Source organism: Pseudomonas sp. BCA17 (genome assembly GCF_004519405.1).
In the GTDB taxonomy this organism is placed as follows: Bacteria; Pseudomonadota; Gammaproteobacteria; order Pseudomonadales; family Pseudomonadaceae; genus Aquipseudomonas.
In genome coordinates this window covers 311,542-338,042 of sequence record NZ_SGWI01000002.1, presented here as the reverse complement: position 1 = coordinate 338,042, position 26,501 = coordinate 311,542, and the positions used below count along the sequence as shown (strand labels likewise).

Genomic DNA, 26,501 nt, shown 5'->3' with positions numbered 1-26,501 from the left:
GGAGTGTTCGATGAACCCTAAAGTTGCCTTGATCACCGGTGCCGCCAGCGGCATCGGGCAAGCGCTCGCCGTGGCGTATGCGCGCAGCGGCGTAGCGGTGGCGGGCGGGTATTACCCGGCCGATCCACATGACCCGCAGGCCACGATTACCCTGGTAGAGGAGGCGGGCGGCGCGTGCTTGATGTTGCCGCTCGACGTGGGCGACACCGCCTCGGTGGACGCGCTCGCGGCGCAGACCGTCAAGCATTTCGGGCGGTTGGATTACGCCGTGGCCAATGCCGGCTTGCTACGCCGTGCGCCGCTGCTGGAGATGACCGATGAGTTGTGGAACGAGATGCTCAATGTCGACCTCACGGGCGTGATGCGCACCTTCCGCGCAGCGGCTCGGTACATGGGCGAGGGCAGTGCGCTGGTGGCGATTTCGTCGATTGCCGGCGGCGTGTATGGCTGGCAGGAGCACAGTCACTACGCGGCGGCGAAGGCGGGCGTGCCGGGCTTGTGCCGTTCGTTGGCGGTGGAGCTGGCGGCCAGGGGGATTCGTTGCAATGCGGTGATCCCAGGGCTGATCGAGACGCCGCAGTCGTTGGACGCAAAGAACTCGCTGGGGCCGCAAGGCTTGGCGAAAGCGGCGCGTGCGATCCCGTTGGGCCGGGTAGGACGGGCGGATGAAGTGGCGTCGCTGGTGCAGTTTTTGACCAGCGACGCGTCGAGTTATCTGACCGGGCAAAGTATCGTCATCGACGGCGGCCTGACCGTACGCTGGCCTGACTGACAAGCCAGTTCCCACAGGGGAACGGTGTTTAACAGGAGAATTTCAGATGCCCCAACTCATTAACCGCCGCGCAGTGATCACCGGCGCCGGCAGTGGCATCGGTGCCGCCATCGCGCGCGCCTACGCCGGCGAGGGTGCCCGCTTGTTGCTGGCCGACCGCAATGCCGCCAGCCTTGCCGAAACCGCAATCACCTGCCGCAACCTCGGCGCCGAGGTCGTCGAATGCCTGGCCGATGTCGGCTGCGTCGAAGGCGCCCAGGCCAGTGTCGACCGTTGTGTCGAGCATTTCGGTGGCATTGATATCCTGGTGAACAACGCCGGCATGCTCACCCAGGCGCGCTGCGTCGACCTCACCCTTGAAATGTGGAACGACATGCTGCGCGTCGACCTCACCAGCGTATTCGTCGCCAGCCAGCGCGCCTTGCCTCATATGCTCGCGCAGCGGTGGGGGCGGATCCTCAACGTGGCCTCGCAACTGGGCATCAAGGGGGGCGCCGAACTGACCCATTACGCGGCGGCCAAGGCGGGGGTGATCGGGTTCACCAAGTCCCTGGCGCTGGAAGTGGCCAAGGACAATGTGCTGGTCAACGCCATCGCCCCCGGCCCGATCGAAACGCCATTGGTGGGCGGTATCAGCGACACCTGGAAACGCGCCAAGGCCGCCGAGTTGCCCCTGGGGCGCTTCGGTTTGGCTGACGAAGTGGCACCCACGGCCGTGCTGTTGGCCAGCGAGCCAGGCGGCAATCTGTTCGTCGGCCAGACCCTCGGCCCGAACTCCGGCGATGTCATGCCATGAGCGGGGTGTAGCGATGTGCGGACTCTGCGGCTTGCTCGGCGAAGACCTGCACTGGAGCGATCCGTTGGGCGATGAACTGCCCAGGCGCCGCGAACGCTTGCGTCGGATCGCGGCGATCAATCAGGTGCTGGCAGTGTTTCGACTCAAGGTCGAGGACTTTCAGGGTGCCTCTTATCTGCTGCTGGGCGCCACCGGCAAACAGGCGTTGGCCAGTGGCCTGGATCAACTGTGGCAGGTGGCTGAAAGCATGCTCGGGCGACCGTTGGACCCGCTTGATCCAACGCTGCTTGAGTATCTGGAACACTGAATCCGCCACATTGATAAGTACGGAAACGACTATGAGCATGGCCCTGAATGTGATCACCGGCTTCCTCGGCAGCGGCAAAACCACTTTGCTCAAGCGCCTGCTGCAAGGCGAAAGTCTTGGCGACACGGCGTTGCTGATCAATGAGTTTGGCGATGTCGGCATTGATCATCTGCTGGTGGAAGAGGTCGCGCCGGACACCGTGCTGCTGCCCAGCGGCTGTGTCTGCTGTTCGATTCGCGGTGAGTTGAAAGAGGCGTTGCTCGGCCTGTTGCAACGTCGCGATCGGGGTGAGATCCCGGCGTTCAAACGGGTGATCCTCGAGACCACTGGCCTGGCCGATCCGGCGCCGATCCTCGCCACGCTCAATAACGACATGCAACTGCGTGGGCGCTTCCATATCGGCTTGGTGGTCACCTTGGTGGATGCCAGCCACGCCGCGCTGCAGGAGCGTTTGCACCCCGAATGGCTGGCTCAGGTCGCCGCAGCGGATCGGCTGCTGCTGAGCAAAACCGACGTGATGGGCGACTGCGATGCGTTGCGCGCGCATTTGCAGGCACTCAACGCCGGTACGCCTATCCTCACGACTCAGGACATCCATAGCGGCGATCAACTGCTGCTCGGCGAGGGTTTGCGCAGCGCCGAACCCGCTGTGGAAGTCAATCGCTGGCAATTGCATAAAACCACCCCCGCTTCCCACGGCGCGGCGCGGGTGTGTTGCCTGACCTTCGAGCAGCCGCTGGACTGGGTCGGTTTCGGGGTGTGGTTATCGATGCTGTTAAGATGCCATGGCGAACGAATCCTTCGCGTCAAAGGACTGCTCAACGTGAACGCAAGCTCGGCCCCTATCGTCATTCATGGCGTGCAGCATTGCCTGCATGCCCCGGTTCACTTGCCTGCATGGCCGGGCAGCGATCGGCAATCGCGCCTGGTATTTATCCTGCGCGGCCTCGACCCGGCGCTGTTGCGTCGCTCCTTTGAAGTGTTCTCACGGCGGTTCGCGGCATGATTACCCTACGTGTCCTGGGCACGTCCGTGACCCTGCTCGAATGCTTGCGTGTGCGTGCCGAACAGGAGCTGGGCATTCGCCTGGTGTACCAGGTGCACGATGTCGAACAGGCCCAGCGCATTGCCGTGATGCAACCCGACAGCTATGACCTGTACGACCAGTGGTTCCACAACGTCGACTTCGTGTGGCCGGCGCGGGCGATCCAGCCCATCGACACCCGGCGTATTGCGCTGTGGCACGAGATCAATGACCTGCCCAAGCGCGGTCGTCTATCGGCCAATGACCGCCTCGGCAGTGGCAGCGTGCCGAGCGAGCGCCTGTTCGTGCAGCACGACGGCAGCCTCGGCAGCACGGTGACCGAGCGCATCAGCATGCTGCCGCTGACCCACAATGCCGACAGTTTCGCCTATCGTCCCGAGCGCTTGCCCGACGGCTTCAGCCACGGCAATGAAAGCTGGGGCTGGCTGCTGGACCCGGCGTGGCGCGCGCGCACCGCGCTGCAAAGTGACGCCGCCATCGGCGCCCTCGACGCGGCACTGGCGGTGCAGGGGGCAGGGCTGGCGCAGTTCAAGGACATCGGCAACATGAGCATCGAAGAGATCGATGTGCTCGCCGATATTCTGGTACGCAAACAGAAGGAAGGGCATTTCGCCGCATTCTGGTCGGATGATGAAGAAGCTGCGCAACTGATGCTCAGCCCGAGTATCGATATCCAGAGCCTGTGGTCGCCGACCTTGATGCGCCTGCACCGCGCCGGTGTGAAATACCGCCTGGCGGTGCCCCGCGAAGGCTATCGCGCCTGGTTTGGCGGCTTGTCGTTGTCACGTTATGCCCAGGGGCCGGTGTTGGATGCGGCCTATGCCTACCTCAATTGGTGGTTGTCCGGCTGGCCCGGGGCGGTGATGGCGCGCCAGGGTTACTACATCGGTAACCCGGCACGCAGCCGTGATCACCTGACCCGCGCCGAGTGGGATTACTGGTACGCCGGCAAGCCTGCACGGGAGGAACTGATGGGCAGCGATGGCTTGCCCCTGATCGATGTGGGCGATGTGCGCGATGGCGGTTCCTATGAGCAGCGCATGGGGAATGTCGCGGTGTGGAATTCGGTGATGGATGAGCACAACTACCTGGTGCGCCGCTGGGGGGACTTCATGCGCGCACGCAGCGCTTAATCCGGACAATCCTCAAGCGCCAATAAAGTGACGCGAACGTTCCAGCTTCTATGGGTGTACTTATCTCAGGTCCCAGCTAATCTGCTAAAACAGAACATCCGAGCAAAATGGATGTTTTTTTGACGCCAGATCAGCAGTCGCCAGGGAGGCGCATGACACAGGGACGGCTTGGCAGAGAGCGGCGAATACTGCCCGAGGGCACTGCGATGAAGTGGCGTCACACTTTTCAGACCCGTGTTGCCGGGGTCTTGGCGCTGTTGCTGCTGGTAGTCGTTGCGGCCACCTATTTTGCTGTCCAGGCCGCCACCACCCGCGCGGTAGAGAACCAGGCCGAAGTGCAGTTGGAAACCGGCCGCCAAGTATTCGAGCGGCTGCTGGATCTGCGTGGGCGCCGGCTGCAATACGGGTTGGACTGGCTCACCGTCGATGGCCCTTTCATACGCGCCGTCGCCGATAGCGGCGCCGAACCTATCCTGGCCGAGCTGCGTCGTCATAGCGCCGGCATCAGTTCCAGCGAGGTTTTTGTGCTGGACCTGAAGGGGCAGGTCATGGTCAGTACTTTGCCGATACTCACCCGTGGCCAGCCGTTTCCCTATGACCATGCATTGCGCCAGGCGCTGCGCAATGGCCTGCAAATGTTGATCGTGGCCATGGACGGGCAGCCTTACTTGCTGGTGCAGGATGTGGTCCTCGATCCGCAGCCCATCGCCCGAGTGGTCATGGGGTTTCCCATGGATACGCTGTTCGCCGATGAACTGCGCTCCATGAGCAACCTGGAGGTATCGTTCCTCAGCGTGCAGAACGGCCAGGTCGGACGCCTGTTCACCACTCAACCCTACGAGTACCAGGCCGGCATCATCGAGCGGCTGCGTGACGAGCACTTGAACCCCGAAGCGCAGATGGGTGTGTTTCATGGCAAGCGTGTACTCAGCCAGGTCCTGCCGTTGGCCAATACCGGCGATGGCGATGAGGTGCGCGTATTGCTGCAAAGCCCGCTGGACCATGCACTGGAATCCTTTGCTCCGCTGGACCGGCAATTTCTCGGGATTGCCTTGGCCGTGTTGCTGGTTGCGCTGGCGGCAGCGCTGCTCATGGCTCGCCGTGTATCGCGGCCCCTTGATGCCTTGGTGGCGGCGGCCGGGCGGATTGGTGCCGGTGACTATCGCACGCCCGTGCAGGTGCGCGGCCACGATGAATTCGGCTTGCTGGCCCGTGCCTTCAATGCGATGCAAAGCGGCATCGCCGTGCGTGAACGGCAGTTGGCCCATAATGCCTTGCATGACCCACTCACCGGCCTGCCCAATCGCGCCCTGGCGATGGAGCGCCTGGGCAGCGCGATCAGCGCACAACGCCCGGTGGTGTTGTTGTACATCGGCATTGAAAATTACCGGGTGATCAACGAAGGCTTCGGCCCTGAAGGAGTCGAGGACATGCTGCGCGAAGCCAGCCGCTGTTTGTCCATGAGCCTGCTGGCCGGCGACACTGCCGCACGCATTGCCGGCAGCGAGTTTCTGCTGCTGTTGGAAAACACTGAGATCGACCGTGCCGTGGCCCGTGCCGATCACCTGTATGGACTGCTCACCGAGCCCCAGCGCATCGGCCATGACGAAGTGCGCCATGAAGTCAGCATTGGCATCGCCGCCTACCCCGCCGACGGCCAGCAGGTGGAAGAGTTGATCAGCCGCGCCACCATCGCCCGGCATGATGCGGCGACCTCGCCGGGCCACTTGCAGGTCTACCAGCAGGACCGCGATCTGGCCCACCAGCGCCAGATCACCCTGATCCGCGACCTGCGCCGCGCGGTGATCGAGGACGAATTGTTCCTGTGTTATCAGCCCAAGCTCGACCTCAACCATGGGCACGTGCGCCAGGCGGAAGCGCTGCTGCGCTGGCAGCATCCAACCCTGGGCCAAGTGTCACCCAGCGAGTTCATCCCCCTGGCCGAGCGCACCGGCAGCATGGGGGGCCTGACCCTGTGGGTCATTGAAGAGGCGATCCGGCAAATCGCCGAATGGGGGCAACGGGATTTGCATATCCAGTTGTCGGTGAATATCTCAGTGGATGATCTGGCCGATGATGACCTGGCTATTCGTGTGACCGCCTTGCTGATCCAATACGAGGTGGCGGCCGAGCAACTGATCTTTGAAATCACCGAAAGCGCGATCATGCACAACCCGCAGCAGGCCCTGAGGGTGCTGGAACAATTGCGCGGTTGTGGCATCAGCCTGTCGGTGGATGATTTCGGCACCGGTTATTCCTCGTTGGCGCAATTGCAGCGCCTGCCGGTGCAGGAGTTGAAGATCGACCAATCGTTTGTGCGTAACCTCGACAGCACCACCGGTGACGGCGTGATCGTGCGCTCGACCATCGAAATGAGCCACAACCTGGGGCTCAGGGTGGTGGCCGAGGGTGTGGAGTTCGAGCCCAGCCTGAAATTGCTCAAGCAGTGGAAATGCGACACCGCCCAGGGCTACCTGATCGGCCGGCCGCTGAACGCCATGGCGTTCGAGATGTGGATGCGGCGTGAGCATTTTCTGCTCTAGCGGCGGGCACAAAAAAAGGCGGCTACCCATGGGTAGCCGCCTTTGTTTTGCCGCCGGGATTGCTTATTCCGGCAGTTTGAACGCCATCACATAGTCACCCTGCTTGGTGCCCAGGGAGCCATGACCGCCGGCCATGACCAGCACGTATTGCTTGCCGTCCTTGCCGGTGTAAGTCATCGGTGTGGTTTGCGCGCCTGCAGGCAGGCGGCCTTCCCACAGTTGCTTGCCGTTTTTCACGTCATAGGCACGCAGGTACTGGTCCAGGGTGCCGCTGAGGAAGGCGACGCCACCGGCCGTGGTGAACGTACCACCCAGGCTCGGCACGCCCATGGTCAGTGGAACCGGAACCGGCGAGCTGTCGCGCACGGTGCCGTTTTTGTGCATCCAGATGGTTTTGTGGGTGGTCAGGTCGACCGCTGCCACGTAACCCCAGGCCGGCGCCTGGCACGGCAGGCCCATCGGCGACAGCAGGGCTTCGAGGATCACGCCGTACGGCGCGCCTTTGTTTGGCTGTACGCCTTCGGTTTCGCTGACGCGTGGGCCTTGTTTGGCGATGTCGGCAGCCGGGATCAGTTTCGATTTGAACGCCATGTAGCTCGGGTTCACGAACGCGATCTGGCGGACCGGATCGACGGAGATACCACCCCAGTCGAACACGCCGAAGTTACCTGGGTACACGATCGAACCTTGCAGCGATGGCGGGGTGAACGGGCCGTCGTAGCGCATCGACTTGAAGTCGATCCGGCAGATCAGTTGGTCGAACGGCGTCACGCCCCACATGTCACGCTCCTTGAGGGGCGGTGGCATGAAGTTCAGGTCGGACTTCGGTTGAGTCGGGGAGGTGTGATCGCCGGCCACTGCGCCTTGCGGTACAGGGATTTCGTTGATCGGCACCACTGGTTGGCCGTTGGTACGGTCCAGCACGTAGATGCTGCCTTGCTTGGTCGATGCCATCACCGCTTGCTTGACGCCGTCGGCGGTCTTGATGTCGATCAGGCTTGGCTGGCCGCCCACGTCCATGTCCCACAGGTCATGGTGAGTGAACTGGAAGGTCCACTTCACATGGCCGGTGTCGATGTCCAGTGCGGTCAGGCCGGCGCTGTACTTCTCAGAGTCGGGGGTACGGTCGCCGCCATACTGGTCGGGCATCTGGTTGCCCATCGGCAGGTACAGCATGCCGAGTTTTTCATCGACGCTGAACATGGACCACATGTTCGGCGAGTTGCGGGTGTAGGTTTTGCCTTCGGCCAACGGGGTGGTGTCGTCCGGATTGCCGCTGTCCCAGTTCCACACCAGCTTGCCGGTGTGCACGTCGAACGCGCGGATCACACCGCTCGGCTCGTCGGTGGAAACGTTATCGGTCACGTGACCGCCGATCACGACCAGGTTCTTGGTCACGGCCGGAGGCGATGTGGAGTAGTAACCGCCTGGGGCAAAGCTGCCGATGTTGGCACGCAGGTCGACCTGGCCTTTGTCACCGAAGTCTTCGCACATCTTGCCGGTGTCGGCGTTCAGGGCGATCAGGCGGGTGTCGGCGGTCGGCACGAAAATGCGTTTCGGGCATACGGCGCTGGCGGGCGCCGGGCTCGCGCTGCCGGTAGGGCTCTGCTCGGAAGCGTATACGGCGTCATCGTGATACGACACGCCACGGCAGGTCATGTGCGCCCAACCCTTGAAGTTTGCCGCACCTTCGGTGCTCAGCTTCGGATCGAAACGCCAGATTTCCTTGCCGGTGTCCGGGTCCAGGGCAATCACCTGGCTGTGCGGTGTACACACGTAGAGCATGCCGTTGACTTTCAGCGGGGTGTTTTCCGCGGTGGTTTCACCGGGGTCGCCTGGGCCAGGGATGTCACCGGTACGGTAAGTCCAGGCCGGCACCAGCTTGTGGGCGTTTTCCGGAGTGATCTGCGCCAGTGGCGAGTAACGATCACCGAAGGCCGAACGGCCGTAGGAGTTCCATTCACCATCGGCCTGGCTCGGTGCTGCGCTGGCCATGCCAGGCACGGCGTCGCGGTCCAATTGGCCGGTCTTGACCATCTCGCCCGGGTTGGTGAATTGGCTGGCAACCGCCGTAGCGCCGGCCAGTACCACGGCCACGCTCAGTGCCGCGGTGCCCAGCGGCGCCGCTTGGCCACGCAGCAGCGGACGGCGGAACCACGGGAGCAACATGACGATGCCCAGAGCGAACAACAGCGCCAGGCGTGGCACCAACTGCCACCAGTCCAGGCCGACTTCCCAGAGTGCCCACACGGTACTGGCGAACAGCACCAGTGCGTACAGACCCAGTGCAGCACGGCGAGTCGCCAGCAGCAGCACGCCGGTCAGGGCAATACCGATACCGGCCAGCAGGTAGTACAGCGACCCGCCGAGCATGCTCAGCTTGACGCCACCGGCCAGCAAGGCCAGGCCCATGATCAGCAGCAAGACGCCTAGCAACCTGGGCAGCAGGCGGCTTGGGCTTGAGGCACCATCAGTGCTCATAGTGTGTTTCTCCGTTACGTTGGAATTATGTAACCCCGTGCTTCACTGTAGATGACGATTAGGCGCGGGCTTGGTTCATCGTTGTTTTTGGTTTTTCTGGGGCTGGCGGGGTTATCCACAGGTGGGCGATTTATTCCCAGGCGCAGTCAGGTGCAAGACAGCGCTGTCTTTAAGCAGGGAAAAAATCGGCAAGATGAGGTCGACCGCAGGCGTGAAACGTTTCAGTTTATTGCGGGCAAGGATAATGCGCCGGCGCACCAAGAGAAAGCACGAATCGCAAGATGCATCGTTTCATAATTGGTAACAGTGACAAAGTGTCGCTGCGAAGAACGAGTGTGAAAAGGCTGGCTCTCACAGGCGATGGCTCAGTCAAGCGCTACATTGCCGACATGTCGCCATCGGGAACAGGGGCAGGGGATTGGCTAATGCCAGTCAGTTAAGGGTGAACGCTGTATGTGTGGCGAGGGAGCTTGCTCCCGTTGGGCCGCGAAGCGGCCCCGCTCTTTGTTTAAAAAGCATGAGACTGCTGCGCAGTCCAACGGGAGCAAGCTCCCTCGCCACAGGTTACTTTTTAGCCTTTCTCTTTCTTAACTGACCGGCATTTGGGGATTGGCTGTGTTTTTTAGAAAGTGGTGCGGATGCCGAACTGCACACTGCGCCCCGGTGCCGGCGCGATATCTCGCAGAATCGAGCTGGCATACCGCACAGTCTGGTTAGTCAGGTTTTCGCCGTTGACAAACGCCAGCCACTGGCTGCCGCCCACATTGAAGCGATAACCCGCGCTGGCGCCCAAGGTGGTGTAGCCATCGGTGCCGCTTTCGTTATCCGGCACACGTCCTTGGCCTGCGGCGTGTTCCACATCAATGCGCGCCTGCCAGCGGTCCAGTTCCCACAGCAAACCGCTGTTCAAACGCAGCGGCGCGATACGTGGCAAGGCTTCGCCGGTGTCCAGGTTGGTGGCGCGGGTGTAGTCGCCCGACAGTTCCAATGCGAACTTACCGTAGGCGCCTTCGCCCAGCTTCCAGTGATCCTGTGCTTCGAAGCCGGCGAAACGTGCACGTACGCCAGAGTATTTGTACTCGGGGATCCCGCCGGCATCTTCTTCACCTTCATCGTTCAAGGTGCGCCCGCTGCCCAGCAAGCCGATGTAATTGGAGAAACGGCTGTAGAACACCCCAAAGCTGCCCTTGTGGGTGCCATTGTCAAAGCGCAGGGCCAGGTCGCTGGACACGGCTTTTTCTTTCGACAGGTTGGCATCGCCCACCTCGTAAGTGCCGGTGGCGACGTGGGCGCCATTGGCATACAGCTCGTAGAACGTCGGAGCGCGCTCGGTGTAGCCCAGGGTGGCGGCCAGGGACCATACCGGCGTGAGGCTATATACCGCGCCTGACGACAGGCTGCCGGCGGTGAAGTCATTGGATGTGTCGGCATTGGCGAAACGCGCGTTGCCCTTGGCGTCCGGGTCGATGCGGGTGTGCTCCAGGCGCCCGCCGAGGCTGAGTTTCAGGCGCTCGGTGGCTTGCATTTCTTCGAGGATGAACAGCGCACCGGCGTTGGTATCGGTCTGCGGCACGAAGGCCTCTTCGCCGAGGGACGAGAACTCGTTGCGGCTCACTTGGGCACCGACCACACCTTCAAACGGGCCGATAGGCAGGTGACGGCCCTCGACCCGCGCTTCGTAGCCTTTGTTCTTGAAGGTGGTGCCGGTTTCGCCGCCTTCAATCTCCCGGTGCTGGTAGTCGGTATAACCCGCGTCGACTTTCACCGAACTGAACGGACCTTGCAGGTTGCGCAGCTCGGACGCAAAGGCATAGTGATCCTGCTTCATGCGGATACGCACGTCCTGCTCGGCGGGCGAGCCGTAATTGCTGTCGTAGTTGCTGTAGGACAGACCGGCATAACCGTCATCCCAGGTGTAGGAGCCCCCCACCGCGCCGCCGTCCTGGCGCCCGCTGCTGTTACCCAGTCGGCCATCTTTGCCTGGGCCGTTTTCACTTTCTGCAGCATGACGGCTGCGTGCATAGCCAGGGATTTTCAGGTCGTTGAATTCCCGCGCATTGGCATCCAGGTGCAAGGCGAAGGTGCCATTACCGGCCTCCAGTTTGCCCGCGCTGCTACGGGTGGTGTCGGCGCCGCCGTAGCGCAATTCACCGGCACCGTGGATGCCTTCGATGGCCTCGGTGGGGATGCGGTTGTCGAACGTGTTGACCACGCCACCAATGGCACTGCCACCGTATAGCAGTGCGGCAGGGCCGCGTACGATCTCGATGCGATCAACGTTGATCGGGTCCAGCGGCACGGCGTGGTCATAGGACAGGGACGAGGCATCCAGCGCACCCACACCATTACGTAGGATGCGAATACGATCGCCATCCTGGCCGCGAATGATCGGCCGGCTGGCACCGGGGCCAAAATACGACGACGACACACCCGGTTGCTTGTTCAGGGTTTCGCCCAGGCTGCCTTTTTGTTGCAGGGTCAGGTCATCGCCTTCGAGCACGGTAGTCGGCGACGCGAGTTGTTCGCTACCCAACGGGTTGGCAGTGATGACTTGAGGTTGCAGTTCCAGGGCGTGGGCTTCGGAGCAGATCAGCAAGGCGGCGGCGAGTGGGGTCAAGCGCCGGAGAGAAGAGCGGGACATCGGACATTCCTTGGCAAAACGGCGAAAAGAGCAGGCTCAAGACGGTATCGAACCGGTCATATTTGATATTTGTCGTTACAATATAACATCTCTTTTTTCGCTGAATAGGGGAACTTTTCCTCAAGGTCTATATTCAATGCAGTGCTTCCACCTGTACGCCCCGTCGGCTAAGGTGCGCGGCTGTGTTTCCTCTTTTTGCAAAAAGGCCCGGCATGACCGCGACAAGCAACGACCCGCTCCACGGTGTGACCCTGCAACACGTCCTCACCACCCTGGTGGAACATTACGAATGGGCGGGCTTGGCCGAACGCATTGATATCCGCTGTTTCAAGAGCGATCCGAGTATTAAGTCGAGCCTGACATTCCTGCGCAAAACCCCTTGGGCGCGGGAGAAAGTCGAAGGGTTGTACGTGAAACTGATGCGCACCAAACGCCCGCTGGATTGATTCCATGAAGTGTTTTGTGGCCGCGGCGGCACTGGCCGGTTGGGTCGGGTTGGCGATTCAGCAGTACCTGATTCTCTATTCGCGCTGGTTCACCGGCGCCAGCCTGATGGGCGGGTTGATCAACTTTTTCAGTTTCTTCACGGTACTGACCAATACCCTGGTGGTCGTGGTGCTCAGCTATGCGCTGGTCAATCGCGACTCAGCGGCCAGGCGTTTTTTCCTGGCACCCACGGTCAGCAGTGCAATCGCCGCGAGCATCGTCGTGGTAAGCCTGGCCTACAACCTGTTGCTGCGGCATTTGTGGAGCCCGACAGGTTTTCAATTCATTGCCGATGAATTGCTGCATGACGTGATGCCAATCCTGTTTTTGATCTATTGGTGGCGGTGTGTGCCCAAGGGGCATTTGCGCCTCAGGCACATCGGCGCCTGGGTGATCTACCCGCTGGTGTATTTCGGCTATGTGCTGCTGCGTGGGGATTTGCTCGGGCAGTATCAGTACCCGTTCATCGATGTTGGCACCCTGGGTTATCCACAGGTGTTTGTGAACGCAGGGGGGATTCTGGCGGGGTTTGTCGCGATCGCGCTGGCGGTCGTGGGGCTGGACAGAATCATCAAGCCCCGCGCCTGACTCACTCCTCGTCGCTGCCCTCGGCACGCCAGTAGCCCACGGCCTTGAGGAACTCTTCATTGACCTGGTGGATGTCGAGCAAGACACGACGCACCTGGCGCGACAGTTTGCTTTCGGTCGCCACGAAGCTGTACAGCGAACCGCTCGGCAGCGTCAGCGTACGCACGGTGTCCAGCAAGTCATCCTGGCCACGGATCACCCAGATCACTTCCACATCGGCGGCACTCTGCAGGAGCTGCCGTTCCGCCGCATCGGCGATTTCAATCACCGCCAACACCTGGCGCCCGGCGGGCAGTTCTTCCAGGCGGCGGGCGATGGCGGGCAGGGCGGTTTCATCGCCGATCAACAGGTAGCTGTCGAAAATATCCGGCACGATCATCGAACCCCGTGGCCCGCCGATATACAGGTGCTGGCCGACCTGTGCCTGGTCTGCCCAGGTGGAGGCGGGGCCGTCGCCGTGAAGCACGAAATCGATGTCCAGCTCGCCGATGCTCAGGTCGAAGCGCCGCGGCGTGTAGTCGCGCATGGCGGGCTGTGGGCCGTCACCCTTGATGTTGAATGCAGGGCTTTCCAGCGCCGCCTGTTCGGCGGCGTTCTGTGGGAACAGCAGCTTGATGTGATCGTCACTGCCCAGGCTGACGAACCCCTCCAGTTCAGGGCCGCCCAGCGTGATGCGCCGCATGCGCGGTGTGATATCCACCACCCTCAATACCTGCAGGCGGCGACGTTTGATTTCGTGAGTAACGCGATGGATGGCTTGAGTATTCATTGAGCTTTCCCGTCGGCAATGGCTTGGGCGGTGCCGTTGAGCAGCGCCGCGACACGAACGATTTCTTCCGGGCTCCAGCGCCCGTGATGCGAGTGCAAGGCATGGCGCAGGTTGTGCACCGCTTCGTGGATTTCCGGCGGGCGGTCATGGCCGCGAAGCGAACGTTTGCTGACGTCGAGGCGCATGCGTACACCTTCCAGCGCAACGGCTTGCTCGCTTAGGAAGAGACGACCGGCGTCGGTAATTGTGTAGCGTTTTTTTCCGCCTTCGGTATCGCCGGTGATCAGCTCGCTTTCCTCGAGGAAGGTCAGTGTCGGGTAAATCACCCCCGGGCTTGGGCTATAGGCGCCATCGAACAGAGCTTCTATCTGGCGGATCAGGTCGTAGCCATGGCACGGCTGCTCAGCGATCAGCGCCGGCAGCAGCAATTTCAGATCGCCCGGTGCAAATACACGGGGCCCACGGCCGCCGCGTTCGCGTCCAGGGCGTTTTTCGAAACCATCGTGATGAGGGTGGGGATGGGGGTGGTGCTCTCTCATGTGTGTACTCTCCGTTTTGGTTAGATATAACGTAAGATATATCTTTTGTCCGGCGCAACTCCTTCGGACGAATGGCGCACCTGTCACCATTGCCCCCCCTCAGGCGTGAAACCGAGACGAATTCATATCTGGAAAGAACTCTGTTAGTTGTATAAGTGCGTAGTTGTAATATTGTTCTGACGGACCGAGCCTTTAAAAAACATCCTCGTTTAATTGAACGTAGTCTTCTTCTTACAGTTAATTAATAAGTTTTGGCAAAATGCCATATCTTTCCTATTGGCTTAATCGTTCTCGGGCTACTGAATACGAAGAAACAACCTGCTTACGTGTTGGATAACTCACGGGATACTTGTGCCGCGTTGAAACTTTCGCAGTTGTCAATGCACTTTATTGGAAAACGCCGAGGCGTGTTCCGTAACGCCAACTCCTTTAAGTTTGAAGACAGGTATTCAGTCATGTTGAAAAAAATCGCCATTGCATCGCCACTGGTCGCCGTTGTGCTGGGTTCGTCCCTGGCGTTTGCCGCGGATGATGCGCGCACTTCCATCCAGATCAAGGCGGACATTCCCACCAAGCAGTTCCACGCCCAGCCGCTGGACCCGAACTTCGGTAAAGACGAAGTCATGAACTACAACCCGGTCAGCGGTGAGTTGAGCTCGCTGCGTGCAACCTTCAACGTCAAGCACACCGACGGTTCCGTGCACGCCTACATTGAAGGTGGCCCTACAGCCGCCGCGCTGTACAACGGCAGTAACAGCATCGCGCTGACCAATACGTTCAACGGCGTCGTGCTGACCGCTTCACCTCAAGAAGTGGTGGATGATCCTCAATCCACCCCGGGCACCCAGGCTGACCTGGTGATCACTCCGGCCAAACCGGCGGACAACCAGAACGGCCTGTACACCGCCAACTACACCGTGATCTTTGACGCCGTGCCGCGCTCTCCGGCCCTCTAAGACCCCAGTGTGGTGGAACGCCCGACGCGTGCGACAAGCGCCGGGCGTTTATAAAGGGGCGACGGCCTGTCCTGGCCGCCGCCCTGTTTTACAGCCCTGACTGTTCGTAAAAGCGAGTACTCCGTTCATGTTTTCGATGACGCCTATTGCGGGTGCGCTGGCGCTAGTGCTGTGCGCGAGCGCCCTGGCAGCGCCGACCGCGCCTGGCACGACGCCGGGCAGCCTGCTGTCACAGTCCAAGGGATTGCCGGCCGACTTTGAACAACACTTCTTCGATGTGCCGCTGGCCGTGCGCGTCGAACTCGATCAGCAGTTGCTGGGCGAGGCCATGATTGTCCTTGGCCGCGATGATCAGATCACCCTGCTGGAATTCACCGACCTTGCCGACAGCACGTTCTCGACCGCCGAACGCGGCCGCTGGGAGCAAATACTGCAGCAGGGCATGCCCTTGGGAAGTTGCGAGCGAAGTTGCCCTGCGCAATTACTGGCCGTGCACTACAGCATTGAAAATTCATTGGTGTCGATTCTCACTGAAAACGTCGAGCGTAATGCCGAGATCAAGCGTTATTACGATCAGCCGGAAGTCGGCAGCCTCGGTTTGATCCTGAATAACCAACTTAACCTCAATGGCGGCGCCAATGAGGAACTGGGTGGGCGTTACGGCCTGGAGGCGACTTCCAGTATCGGCAATTGGACCCAGGCGCTGAACCTGCAGGTATCGCGCCTGGGCGGCACCGACACCAGCCTGTATCACGCGGTACATGAGCTCTACACCCAGCGCGAGCTGGAAGGCCAGTTCCTGCGCCTGGGTTATTTCACCCCGGGTTCCGATGGCCTCACGCGCCAGATTCGCGCGTTCGGCGCCAACCCCGATACCGCCGTGGGCCTGATGTATGGCAGCTCCGACAGCCTGCTGATCAACAACCCCAAGCCCAGCGTGTACCCAATCTACGTCACGGCCAGCCGCCAGGCGTCGGTGGAGATTTACCGCAACGGCCTGTTGCTCAACAGCCAGGCGGTGGCCACCGGCCTGCAGACCCTCGACACCCGGCCATTACCCGGCGGTATCTACGAAGTGGAAGTGCGCCTGATCGAAGACGGCCGCACCACCTCCACCACCCAGGAGCTGGTGTACAAACCCAACAACTGGCGCAACGCCGACGAGCGCTGGCGCTACAGCACCTTTCTCGGGCGCGAGAGCAAACTGCTGAGCAACTGGGAGGAACAGGCCTCGGGCTTCATGACCTACGGCGCCAGCCTCAACTACCTCGCGCACCCGCGGGTGATTCTCGGGATGTCGACGCGCAAGGTCCGCGAGAAACTGCAAAACGGCGTGTCCGTCGACTGGACCCTGGCCAACGCCACCAGCCTCTATGCCAATGTCTACCAGACCCAGGACCACGGCACCGGCATGGACGTGCAGGGCCTGTACAGCTATGGCCACGGCAGCCTCGTCGTCAGCCACAACCGCAGCTGGCTCGACACCCGTCGCACCTATGAAGTTCTGCCCGACGGCACCCGCGTGCGGCCGCGCAGCACTTTTGTCGGGCAGACCAGCAACTCCTCGCTGTCGGTCAACCATCGCTTGAGCAACAAGAGTTCGCTCAATTCACGGCTGTCCTACAGCCAGGGCAATATCGAAGGGTTTGGCCTGGACCTGGGTTGGAGCCAGCGCGGCACCCTGCTGGGCAGCGATGCCAACTGGCGCGTATCGGTGTTCGATCGCCCGGCCACGGCCAGTACCGGTGACAAGCGCAATCGCGGGGTCGACGTCAGCGTCAGCCTGGCCCTCGGCGGCCCCAGCGAGCAGTGGTCGGCCAGCATCGGCACGCGCACCGCACGGGATGGCAGCCGCGACAATAATGGCTCGCTGACCTACCAGCGCACGTTGGACGATCACTTCCTGCAAAGCGTCTCGGGCACGGCGACCGCTGACACCTACGGTGTCGGGCTGTCCGGCCGCAGCAGTTTTCAGAACGATGCGTTGTATGGCGATGCATTCCTGCAGCGTTCGTCGTTCAACGAGAAACTCAGCGGCGGCCTGAACCTCAACAGCACGCTCGCGGTGGGCGCACAAAAAATGGTGCTCAGCAGCCAGTACCACAACGGCGGCGCCGGGATGATCGTGGATGTCGAGACCGATCTCGACGACATTACTCTGCGGGCAGACGACCTGGCCGGCGGCAGCGCCAGCCTGCGCCCCGGGCGCAACTTCGTACCGATCACTGCCTACAAGCGCAGCACCTTGAGTTTCGACTTCGACGGCAACCATCCACCGGCCGCCAGCATTCAGCCGGCGCGCAGCAACTACCACCTGAACAAGGGCGGTGTGGACTACCGCAAGATCAGCGTGATGCAAACCGTCACTGTGCTCGGCCGGTTGCTGGATGCCCAGGGCCAACCGCTCAAGGGCCACCATGTGATCAACCACGCCAGCCGCGGGGTCAGCGAAGTGGACGGGTTCTTCTCCATGGAAATGCACGCCCGCATGCCGACTCTCGAAGTGCGCTTCGCCAATCAGCTGCTCTGCCAGTTCAGCCTGGACCCGGACACCGCTCGCCGCGAAGGCGATGTGCTGATGATCGGCGACCTGCGCTGCACGCCGGACACCCTGGCCGACGCAGTGCATGGCACGCAAATCGCCGGTTGACCCCTTTACCCGTTGAGGTTTTTGCAATGAAACGTTTTTGGATGCTCTTGGGCGCCACGCTGTTTTCCCTGGGCGCACACGCCGGCCCGCAGATCAATGTCGGGGTGGTCTACGACTACCTGGATGCGGAAAAAAGTACCTACATGAAGCGCGTGTTCAATGGCGGCACGTCCACGGCTTTCGTCAAGGTCAACATCCTCGAAATGCTCTACGACAAGGACGGCAGCTACCGCGAAGTGCCGTTGCAGGATCAGGTCGGCAGCAGCGCCCGCGACGGCCTGATGGCCAGCCCGGCGCGGCTGATCGTGCCGGCCAACGGCACCCAGGGCACGCGGCTGCTGTTTATGGGCAACCGCGACAAGGAACGGTATTTCCGCGTGCGCTTCGTGCCCGTGGTGCCCCAGAGCGAAGATGAGTTCGCTCTCACCGACGAAGAGCGCGGCGAGTACAAAGACAGCCTCGCCGCCGGTGTGCGGGTGCTGGCAGGTTACGGCACGGTATTTTTCGTGCGCCCGAAAAACACCCGTTTCGATACTCAGGTCGACAACACCGCTAACCGCTATGCCCTGCGCAACAACGGCAACAGCGTGGTGGTGGTCGACGAGTTCAAGGACTGCCTGGTGGATAACCCGCGCGACTGCCGGCCCACCGTCAAGCACCACATCATGGCCGGACGCAGCTTCAGCTTCGACAAGCAACCGGGGCGTGAATACCGCTTCAACCTGATCGAAGGTGCCGCGAAAAAATCCATCGAGATCAAGGGCTGATGCCTCGCACAGGTGAACAACAATGATCAAGACACTGACCGGCGCCGCGCTGAGCACCGTGTGCCTGCTGACGGCGACCCACGCCTGGAGCGCCGTGGAACGGGAAACCTTTGAGGTCTTCGTACAAATCCCCACGGCGGACTTTTATGTGCTGCCGGTGGACCCGCAGGTGGTCCAGCGCGAGCAGAGCCTGCCCTACAACCCGGTGTCGTCGGAGCTGAGCCCGTTACGTGCGCAGTTCGAGGTGAAAAATATCGGCGGCGCCATCGGTGCGCGGCTGGAGGAACTGCCGTTTTTGTACAACGGCTGGAATCGCATCGATCTGCGGGTGACCTTCAATCAACAGGAGTTGGGTCTGGAGCGCACTGAAGTGGTGTCTTCCACCGATGCCAAGCCAGGGAAACGGGTGGCCCTGGAAATTGCCGCGATCAAGCCCTCTGGCGACTATCGACCCGGAAGTTATTACGGGACGGTAAGCCTGATATTCGACGCCACAGCGCCCGGCATTTGAGGGGCACCTATGAAAGAGATGAAATATGCGTGGGCAATCGGCGCCCTGGCGCTGATGCTGCCGATGACGGCGCATGCGTTAACCCAGGAAATCACGGCGCTCTTTCGTCCGGACTCGTCCAACCCGTCCGACAACAAGTTCGTCAACACCACGCCGGAAAGCGGGGTATGTCCTATTTACATGCCACAACGCTGCAAGGACCTGGGGATTTTCAGCATTCGTACCAGTGGCATTCAGTTCAACTCCAACGGGCCGATCCTGGGAGGGCATGCGGACCCGCGCAAGGGCGCTACATTCAAGGCGCCCAGTGAGTGGCGGGATGTCACCGTGACTCATGCCGGAACCCTGCGCTCCGAGACGCTGAAGATGCGTATCTCCGGTATCGGCAGCCGTTATCACCTGCCTCCCGGTCTGGATCGTACGGTATGGGCACGGGGTAGCCTGGGTTGGCTCTATGCGCCCGCACCCTGTGTGGGAACTGGTTACACCGTCGGCAATGACTCGACCATTTTGTGGTCCTGGATGGTCCCGGTGAACATCGGCGCGTGCTCAAACCAAGCCGCGAAGGACATCCCGTCCCTCTACTATCCCTACTTCGAATACACCTATGAACTGAATACGCCAAACCCCCTGACCATGGACGGCGGCATGTACACCGGCTCGCTGACTTACACGATCGGGCCCGGTGGCGATTTTGACTTTGGTGACGTCATGATGCCCACCGACGACCTCTTGACGTTCAACTTCAACCTGCAAGTGCAGCACCTGCTGAAGGTTGAAGTTCCGCCGGGCGGCAACCGCGTTCAATTGGAACCCCAGGGCGGCTGGCAAGCCTGGTTGAATAATGGTCGCCGGCCCACCCGTGTGTTCCGCAACCAGAGCGTGAACATCTGGGCCAGTACCCCATTCAAAATGACTTTGGAGTGCGGCACTCCACAGGGGAATACCTGCAGCGTGCGCAATACGGCGGGCCATCAGGTGCCGCTGGACATCGCCGTGACCCTGCCCGCCGGCCTGAGCGACAGCGTCGGGCGCCCGGTCAATCGCCTGCCTTTGCGGTTGGACGGCAGTGGTACGCAACTGTTTCAACCGGCGCGCTACATCGATCGCAAGCCCAGCATCTTGCACTTTGAAATCAATGCCGATGGCGTTTCACAAATGCTCGAGCACGGTGGTGGCAATACCTATTCAGGCGTGGCCACGGTGGTTTGGGATTCGGAGGTCTGATGTTTTTATCGCAACCGTTTCATGCGGCGGCGCGCGACTGCGCCCAGATTATTAAGGTTTGTTATTTATGAAGTTGACGACGTGTGCGCAGACCCTGTGCGCCGCAGCCCTGATGCTGCCGCTGGCGGCGCAGGCTCTGACCCAGGACATTACCGCGATTTTCCGGCCCGATCCGTCCAACCCGTTGGCCAATAAGTTCGTCAATACCACCCCCGAAAGCGGCATCTGTCCCTGGCACATTCCGGAGCGTTGCAAGGCCCTGGGGATCTTCAGTATCCGTACCGAAGACATCCGTTTTTACTCCAGCACGCCGATCCAGGCCGGCCATACCGATCCACGCAAAGGCGCTATGTTCAAGGTGCCCAGCGAGTGGCGGGAGGTGATCGTCAATCATGCCGAGACCGGCAAGGCCGAAACGGTGAAAATGCGTCTGGCCGGGATTGGCGGTCGATGGGACTTGCCGCTGGGCATCAATCACTCGGTATGGACCCGCGGCGTCCTGGGTTGGATCTATCCCACCGCGCCGTGCCTCGGGACCGGCTACGGCACGGGCAACAGCCGGATATTTTTGTGGTCCTGGATCGTACCGGCTAACGCGGGTGCCTGTGCGATGTTTGCGATCAAGGACATTCCGGCGTTGGAATACCCGGTGTTCGAGTACTCCTACGAACTCAAGACGCCGAATCCGTTGACCATGGAAAGTGGTTTGTACACGGGCGCTGTCAGCTACTCGGTAGGACCGGGTGGCGATGTCGATTTCGGCGACATCATGGTGCCCAACGACAACCTGATGACCTTCAACTTTACCCTCGACGTCGACCACCACCTCAAGGTCCAAGTCCCGCCCGGCGGCAACCGCATCCAGCTGGAACCCCAGGGCGGCTGGCAAGCCTGGTTGCAGAACGGGCGCAAACCGACGCGGCTGTTTCGCGACCAGAGCGTCAACCTGTGGACCAGCACCCAGTTCAAGATGACCCTGGAGTGCGGCGAGCCCATGGGCAACACCTGCAGCGTGCGCAACGCGGCCGGCCACCAAGTGCCGCTGGACGTGGCCGTGACCCTGCCCACCGGCCTCACTGACAGCGTCGGGCGCCCGGTTAATCGCCTGCCATTACGCCTGGATGGCGTGGGCACCCAGCTGTTCCAACTGACCCGCTATATCGACCGCAGGCCAAGTACGTTGCACTTCGAGATCAACGCCGACGGCGTGTCGCAGATGCTCGACCACGGAGGTGGCAATACCTACTCAGGCACGGCCACAGTGGTGTGGGACTCGGAGGTGTAACCGAGATCTGCCTGACCCACCGCCCTCCCACCATTGGCGTGATGTACACCCGCACAATGCGCTGAGGCTGAGCCTGAGCCTGACCTACCGTGGCGAGGGAGCTTGCTCCCGTGACGGCCCGCCAGCCGACCGTGATCGGCCAGATGCACCGCCTTAGAGCTGCGTCGAAACCTGTTGCGCCAGCCGCAGCAAGGCTTCACGGGTATAACGCCGGGCCAGGTTTTTTTCGCTGGGCACGCGGCCGGTGTCGGCGTTTTCGAGAATGTGTTCGTAGGTCTGGGCGCTCATTTCATCGCCGGTCAGCACCTCGGCGTGGGGCACGTTCAGTTCGTCCGCCAGGGCCAGTAACCTGGCGCTGAGCGCCGGGCGTGCCTGGGCGTCGGCCTGCGCCCAGGCTTTTTGCGCGAACAGCAGGTCGTCGATTTTTTCGCCGACCGCGCTGTCACGCGCCATGCTGGCGCGGAACGCCTTGGCATGGCTGCTGCGCAGGTGTTCGTCCCAGAACGGCTGTTCAAGCATTTTGTCCACCAGGCCATCGCCGCGCTCCTGCAAGAGCACGGTGCTGTAGAGGTGATTGATCTGCAGATCGCTGACATTGGCGGTGCCGCGATAGGTCATGTGTGGCGAAATCCAGGGCAAATCCAGGCGTGCCTGCAATTCGCTCTGGTACGCCAGGTACACCTCCACCTCGTCGACGAGCCCAGGCCGGCCATTGATCATTTGTGTGCTGAGGTGTAAGCCCTGGCCGCCGCGGTTGCGTGGGGCGAGGCGTTGGGCGATGTCCTTGCGCACCAGTTTATTCAGGCGGTCCAGGCGGGCTTTGCCGCGGGCCAGGCGGGTCAGGGCCATGTTGCGGTGCAGGCCCGGTGGGTTGCGCTTGATCTCGAACAGCTCCACCTCAAACCCCATCGCATTAAAGGTGTTTGCCCCGGCATCGGCGCAGGTCACCGGGTGGCTGGCCATCAGGAACAGGCGCTTGCGCAGCGGCTCGTCGCCCGACATCGCTTGCAGCATGCGCCAGACCTTGTCGGTCAACGCCTCACGGCCTTCGGCGTAGCGCAACTGGTCCTCCGGGTCTTCAAACACGTCCGGCTGTTCGAGGCTTTTGATCACTTCAAAAAAGCCCTGGGAGCCGTGTTCTTTCTCCAGGTCGTGCCACATCTCGGCCAGCTGCGGTTGCTGTGTCACAGGCTGTCGGTGCAGCCAGAACTCGACCTCGCCCTTGGGCGGGTAGCTGCGGTAGGGATCGAGTCCGTTGGCCAGGCGGTAGCTGACGAGGTTTTCCTCGGCGCTCAGGCTCAGGCGGCTGCGGTCCAGGCGCACGAAGGCAATCAATTGTGCCTCGGGTTGCCAGGGCAGGAACTGCGGCACGCCGGTGATGCGCGTGTCTTGCAGGTCGAGCTGGAAGTTATCCGGGCGCGGTTGGGCAAACAGCCCCGGCGGCCACTCGCTGACGCTGGTGTGGCGCAATGACAGGGAGCGCAGGTGCGGCAGGTTGCCAATGTCCGGCGCTTGGGTCAGGGCGCGATTATCGGCCAGCGACAATTGCCTGAGCTGCCCCATCGACGCCACGTGTTCCAGGCTGGCCGGGTCCCACTGGATCGGGTTGTCGGCCAGGTCCAGGTCGGTCAGGCCGCGCATGCGGGTGACTGCCCGGGGCAGGCGGGTCAGTAGGTTGCTCTTCAGGCTCAGGTGGTTCAGATGCATGAAGTTGTCGAGGAAGCTGCAGTCGGCGTCCAACAGGCCGGTGTCCAACAGGTTCAACTGCTGCACGTGTTCGAAGTTGGCGCGCAGGGTCGGCATGTTGGCCAGCAGGCCTTTGAGCGGCAAGCTGTCGAACGTCAGGCCGACTCCTTGGACGTCCGCGTGCAGGTTGTGTTCCCAGGTCCTGACCAGCGCCTGGGACAGCTCGAGGCGGGTACGGCCGGCACCGGTCGGCTCGCCGGCCACGCGGGTGTTGACCCAGTGGTTGAGGTCATCCTGCAGCCGTGCTTTTTCGAACTCAAGCGTTTCGAAACGGCGCCTATGCGCAGGGGTCTCCACGCGCAGGCGCAAGGCTTCGAGTTCCTCTGGCGTGGCGTTCGGATACAGACGCTGGATGCGTTCACTCAAGGGCCGTGGCATCTGTGGCACGGTCCATTGGAACGCGCGGCGCAAGGGTTTTTGCGTCAACACCAAGGTGTCCGGGGCCGGCGCCTCACGCAGTGGTGCTTGCAGCAGCGTGCGGCGCGCCTGGGGCGTGTTGATCCGTTCGAGCAGCCAGGCGCGCAAGGCCGCGCTGGTTTTGCCGGCGTTGCCCAGGGCCATGCGCTGCTCGGCGGGCAGGGCCTGCAGCAGCGCGCTGTAGAGGTCGGCAGGGGCAGGGAGCAGTGCTTGTTGATGGTCGTAGGCTTGATACACGCCGGTGTCGGTCCTGACTAACTGACGCGAGTGCCTGGCATCCCCTGGCCCCGCCTGGGCGCGGATTTCGCCATTGAGCGTGTGTTTACGCACCTCGATACGCAGCTCGCCGAGGGTATCGCTGTGCAGGCGCAAGGTATTGAGAAGCATGGTTTCGCTGTCGGCCGTCAGCCGCGTCGGGTCGAAAAAACCTTCGTAAGCGTGGCTGCCACGGGCTTGCAGTTGCCACTCGCGGGCGAGGTTTTTCAAGCGCAACGGCAGTCGGTGTTCGTCGCGCATGACCTTCAGCTCATCCGGTCGGGCGCGGGCCAACACGTCGCGGACCAGGCTCTCGGGCAAGGCCGGGAATACCTCGCGCACCCGCAGCCCGTCAGCGCTGCTGACGTATTCACTGTTGGCGTACAAGTAATCGAATACCGACGCCTGACGCTGCGCCAGATGCTCGGCCAGGCGCTGGCGCAAGGCGTTGACCGGGTCGTCGGCGGGCGTGCCGAGCAGGCTTTCCAGTTGCGGTTTGTCGAGAAACTCCACCAGGCGTTGCGGCAGCTGGCCGGCGTTCAGGTCCTCGCGACTGATCGCGAGCACCTGGGTCGCGGTGGTTTCGCCAAACCGCGAAGGCGTGCCGTTCAGATAAGGGTTTTCGTACACATCGATGGCCCTGTCGGCCGGCCAGCCCGGCAGCTCGCAGGCCATATGCGGGCTCCAGTAGGTGTGCTCATCCGCAGCGGCGCCGCTGCGGATACGTTCGGGCAGGCGCTGGGCCTGCTGGTTGAGTTCAAAGCGCTTGAGGCTGTCGACCAGCAGCGCGGGCGGCGGTCTTTTTTCGACTCGGGTGGCGCGCAACACGCCAGGCTCGACGCCGCTGATGCGCTGCACCTGGTCCAGTTGCGCATCGTCGAGGGTGGGTGCCAGCTCGCGTAACAATTGGCTGTCGCTGCGCGCCTGCGGGCGAGCGTCATGATGCACCGGCGGGGCGTAGGCATCGGCGCGCACGGGATGCTGGATGCGATGCACGCCGGTGGCCGTATCGAACTTCACCGCGTAGTGCTCGCCATCCAGCGGCAACAGCGTCTGGCCTTGATGCGTATGCAGGCCGAGGGCGTCCGGTTGCGACGTGCCGGGCAGTGTCACGTCCTTTTGCGCATAGGGGCGCAGATCGGGGTTCCACAGGCGCAACCGGTTATTGACTCGCACCGGGATCAACTGCGTGACGAACGCCGACGGCAGCAGTTTGGACAGCTCCACCCCGGCACCAAAGGTTGCCAGTTGCACGCCTTCACTGACCACACCCAGCAGATGCTTGGCCGCGTCCTTGGCGTGGCCTTCGGCAAGGTCGACCACGCCTTCGACCATTTCATCGAGCAATTGGTAAGCGGTGTAGGCCAGCATCAATTCGCCCAGCAGCGGCACGAAGGGGGTGATCACCAATAGCGCGGCGTTGAAAATACCCTGCGCCACTTTGCTGAAATGATCCCACCAGGCCCAGCGTGCGCGGCTGTCGCGGTCGGCCGTGGGCACCGCCAGTTCCCGTGCGTCGTTGAGGATCTTGTTGAGGCTCTGTTGGTACAGATACGGCCATAAGTCACAGTCGATACGCACCGCCGCGAACGTCAGGCGCGGCTGGTCCAGGCGGCTGAAAAAACCTGTGCGTTCGCTCTGGTCGACGAAACGGCTGAAGAACTGGCGGTAGGCCGGGTCGCGCAGTTTATCGCTGAGCTCGCTCATGAAGACCTGGGGGTTGGGGTAATCCTTGAGCGGGCTTTGATTGTCGTGGGGGATGTAGACCACCAGGCTCGTCGCTTCAGTGGCGGTGTCCAGGTCGGCGGCAATGATCATGATGCCGCTGAGCAGGGTGTCGAGCAGGCGCAGTTGATAACACTGTGCGTTACCGCGCTCGCCGCGCAGGGTGTAGCGCAGTTGTCGCAGCGTCGCGGCGCCGATGTCCTGTTTGTGGAAGGCGATACGGGCAGCGACCTTGAGCGCGGCTTGCTGGCTGGCGATTACCTGTGTGGCCAGGCGCTGTTTGTCCGCCGGCTGCTGCGGCAGCAGGTAGCGTTGCAAGTGCCGCTGGTAGTGCGCGCCGAGGTCGAGTCGACGGCACAGGCTGATGAACTGCTGGATGCTCATGCGCCGCTTGAGCGGCTTGGTATCGAAATGCCCGCGTGCGTCGGGGCGGGTGATGTAGGTGGAGCTGTCGCTGAAACGCTCGTTGCCGGCGAAGTTGTGCAACGCGGCATCGAGCAGCGACAGCGTGCGGCTGGTGGTGCCCCGGAGCACGGTGCCGGTGGGGATGTGCAGCAACAGGTAGGTTTCGCGCACGCTGTCGTCGATCTGGTACTGGTTTTTCAGCGCCTGCACCAGCAGCGGTTCGGCAAATGCGTACAGGTCCTGCACCTGGCTCAGGTAGCGGTCGACGGCATTCTGGGTGGTCCAGGCGTGGGCGTTGGCGGCCTTGAGGTGCTGATGGTCCGTCACGCTGGCGCGGCGGTACCAGGGCGCCAGCGTGAGAGGGGTATCGCGCAGCGCCTGGGCTTTGGTCCAGGACATCTCCCGCAGCCACGGCGGGGTGTTTTCCTGGATCAGTTGGTAATGGGGGTTGGACATG

The 26,501-nt window shown here is 61.9% G+C and carries 19 protein-coding genes; 14 read left to right on the top strand and 5 right to left on the bottom strand.

What is annotated here, in order from left to right:
* The first annotated feature begins 10 nt into the window (after positions 1 to 10).
* The 6 genes from EXW71_RS10390 (at position 11) to EXW71_RS10365 (ending at position 6,596) form a co-directional block, all read left to right on the top strand.
* Positions 11 to 772 (top strand): SDR family NAD(P)-dependent oxidoreductase, encoded by a 762-nt coding sequence (locus EXW71_RS10390; RefSeq protein ID WP_134658431.1) that lies wholly within the window; start codon positions 11 to 13, stop codon positions 770 to 772.
* A gap of 46 nt (positions 773 to 818) precedes the next feature.
* Complete coding sequence (locus tag EXW71_RS10385; RefSeq protein WP_134658429.1) at positions 819 to 1,568, top strand: SDR family NAD(P)-dependent oxidoreductase; 750 nt, start codon at positions 819 to 821, stop codon at positions 1,566 to 1,568.
* 13 nt (positions 1,569 to 1,581) lie between these two features.
* Positions 1,582 to 1,875, top strand: coding sequence for a hypothetical protein (locus EXW71_RS10380; RefSeq protein WP_134658426.1), 294 nt, complete (start codon positions 1,582 to 1,584; stop codon positions 1,873 to 1,875).
* Between the two features lie 31 nt (positions 1,876 to 1,906).
* Positions 1,907 to 2,881, top strand: a complete 975-nt coding sequence (locus EXW71_RS10375; RefSeq protein WP_123714744.1) for a GTP-binding protein — start codon at positions 1,907 to 1,909, stop codon at positions 2,879 to 2,881.
* The gene (locus tag EXW71_RS10370) at positions 2,878 to 4,053 is read left to right on the top strand and encodes a PotD/PotF family extracellular solute-binding protein (protein ID WP_123714745.1); all 1,176 of its coding nucleotides are present in this window, start codon (positions 2,878 to 2,880) and stop codon (positions 4,051 to 4,053) included. Before EXW71_RS10375 ends, EXW71_RS10370 begins: the two co-directional genes overlap by 4 nt.
* Before the next feature lie 206 nt (positions 4,054 to 4,259).
* On the top strand, positions 4,260 to 6,596 hold the full coding sequence (locus EXW71_RS10365) for a bifunctional diguanylate cyclase/phosphodiesterase (RefSeq protein WP_134658423.1): 2,337 nt from the start codon (positions 4,260 to 4,262) through the stop codon (positions 6,594 to 6,596).
* A gap of 63 nt (positions 6,597 to 6,659) precedes the next feature.
* Here the strand turns inward: EXW71_RS10365 and EXW71_RS10360 are convergent, their stop codons facing one another.
* Positions 6,660 to 9,077: a glucose/quinate/shikimate family membrane-bound PQQ-dependent dehydrogenase gene (locus EXW71_RS10360; protein WP_123714747.1), complete on the bottom strand. Its 2,418-nt coding sequence runs from the start codon at positions 9,075 to 9,077 to the stop codon at positions 6,660 to 6,662.
* Between the two features lie 622 nt (positions 9,078 to 9,699).
* Entirely contained in the window at positions 9,700 to 11,718 is a 2,019-nt protein-coding gene (locus EXW71_RS10355; protein WP_134658421.1) for a TonB-dependent receptor, read from the bottom strand.
* Positions 11,719 to 11,930: 212 nt separating this feature from the next.
* Between EXW71_RS10355 and EXW71_RS10350 the strand changes: the two genes are divergently transcribed.
* Both EXW71_RS10350 and EXW71_RS10345 read left to right on the top strand, forming a co-directional pair.
* On the top strand, positions 11,931 to 12,164 hold the full coding sequence (locus tag EXW71_RS10350; protein ID WP_024073644.1) for a VF530 family DNA-binding protein: 234 nt from the start codon (positions 11,931 to 11,933) through the stop codon (positions 12,162 to 12,164).
* A 4-nt stretch (positions 12,165 to 12,168) separates the two neighbouring features.
* Complete coding sequence (locus EXW71_RS10345; protein WP_134658419.1) at positions 12,169 to 12,792, top strand: Pr6Pr family membrane protein; 624 nt, start codon at positions 12,169 to 12,171, stop codon at positions 12,790 to 12,792.
* A 1-nt stretch (position 12,793) separates the two neighbouring features.
* On the opposite strand, the gene EXW71_RS10340 is transcribed toward EXW71_RS10345, so the two are convergent.
* Together EXW71_RS10340 and EXW71_RS10335 are read right to left on the bottom strand one after the other, a co-directional pair.
* A complete protein-coding gene (locus EXW71_RS10340) occupies positions 12,794 to 13,561 on the bottom strand; it encodes a siderophore-interacting protein (protein ID WP_134658417.1) in 768 nt (255 codons plus the stop codon).
* Positions 13,558 to 14,100 (bottom strand): PadR family transcriptional regulator, encoded by a 543-nt coding sequence (locus tag EXW71_RS10335; RefSeq protein ID WP_123714751.1) that lies wholly within the window; start codon positions 14,098 to 14,100, stop codon positions 13,558 to 13,560. The genes EXW71_RS10340 and EXW71_RS10335 overlap by 4 nt, the downstream gene beginning before the upstream one ends.
* Positions 14,101 to 14,555: 455 nt before the next feature.
* On the opposite strand from EXW71_RS10335, the gene EXW71_RS10330 reads away from it, so the two are divergent.
* The 6 genes from EXW71_RS10330 (at position 14,556) to EXW71_RS10305 (ending at position 21,496) form a co-directional block, all read left to right on the top strand.
* Positions 14,556 to 15,056, top strand: coding sequence for a CS1 type fimbrial major subunit (locus EXW71_RS10330; RefSeq protein WP_123714752.1), 501 nt, complete (start codon positions 14,556 to 14,558; stop codon positions 15,054 to 15,056).
* Between the two features lie 127 nt (positions 15,057 to 15,183).
* On the top strand, positions 15,184 to 17,706 hold the full coding sequence (locus tag EXW71_RS10325; protein WP_134658415.1) for a CS1-pili formation C-terminal domain-containing protein: 2,523 nt from the start codon (positions 15,184 to 15,186) through the stop codon (positions 17,704 to 17,706).
* Between the two features lie 26 nt (positions 17,707 to 17,732).
* The gene (locus tag EXW71_RS10320) at positions 17,733 to 18,473 is read left to right on the top strand and encodes a molecular chaperone (protein ID WP_134658413.1); all 741 of its coding nucleotides are present in this window, start codon (positions 17,733 to 17,735) and stop codon (positions 18,471 to 18,473) included.
* 22 nt (positions 18,474 to 18,495) lie between these two features.
* Positions 18,496 to 18,984 carry a CS1 type fimbrial major subunit gene (locus EXW71_RS10315; RefSeq protein WP_134658411.1) on the top strand — a complete coding sequence of 163 codons (489 nt, stop codon included), beginning with the start codon at positions 18,496 to 18,498 and terminating at the stop codon, positions 18,982 to 18,984.
* A 9-nt stretch (positions 18,985 to 18,993) separates the two neighbouring features.
* Positions 18,994 to 20,211, top strand: a complete 1,218-nt coding sequence (locus tag EXW71_RS10310) for a hypothetical protein (RefSeq protein WP_134658409.1) — start codon at positions 18,994 to 18,996, stop codon at positions 20,209 to 20,211.
* 67 nt (positions 20,212 to 20,278) lie between these two features.
* Positions 20,279 to 21,496, top strand: a complete 1,218-nt coding sequence (locus tag EXW71_RS10305; protein WP_134658407.1) for a hypothetical protein — start codon at positions 20,279 to 20,281, stop codon at positions 21,494 to 21,496.
* A gap of 153 nt (positions 21,497 to 21,649) precedes the next feature.
* On the opposite strand, the gene EXW71_RS10300 is transcribed toward EXW71_RS10305, so the two are convergent.
* Positions 21,650 to 26,500, bottom strand: a complete 4,851-nt coding sequence (locus EXW71_RS10300; RefSeq protein ID WP_134658405.1) for an NEL-type E3 ubiquitin ligase domain-containing protein — start codon at positions 26,498 to 26,500, stop codon at positions 21,650 to 21,652.
* Position 26,501: the final 1 nt, after the last annotated feature.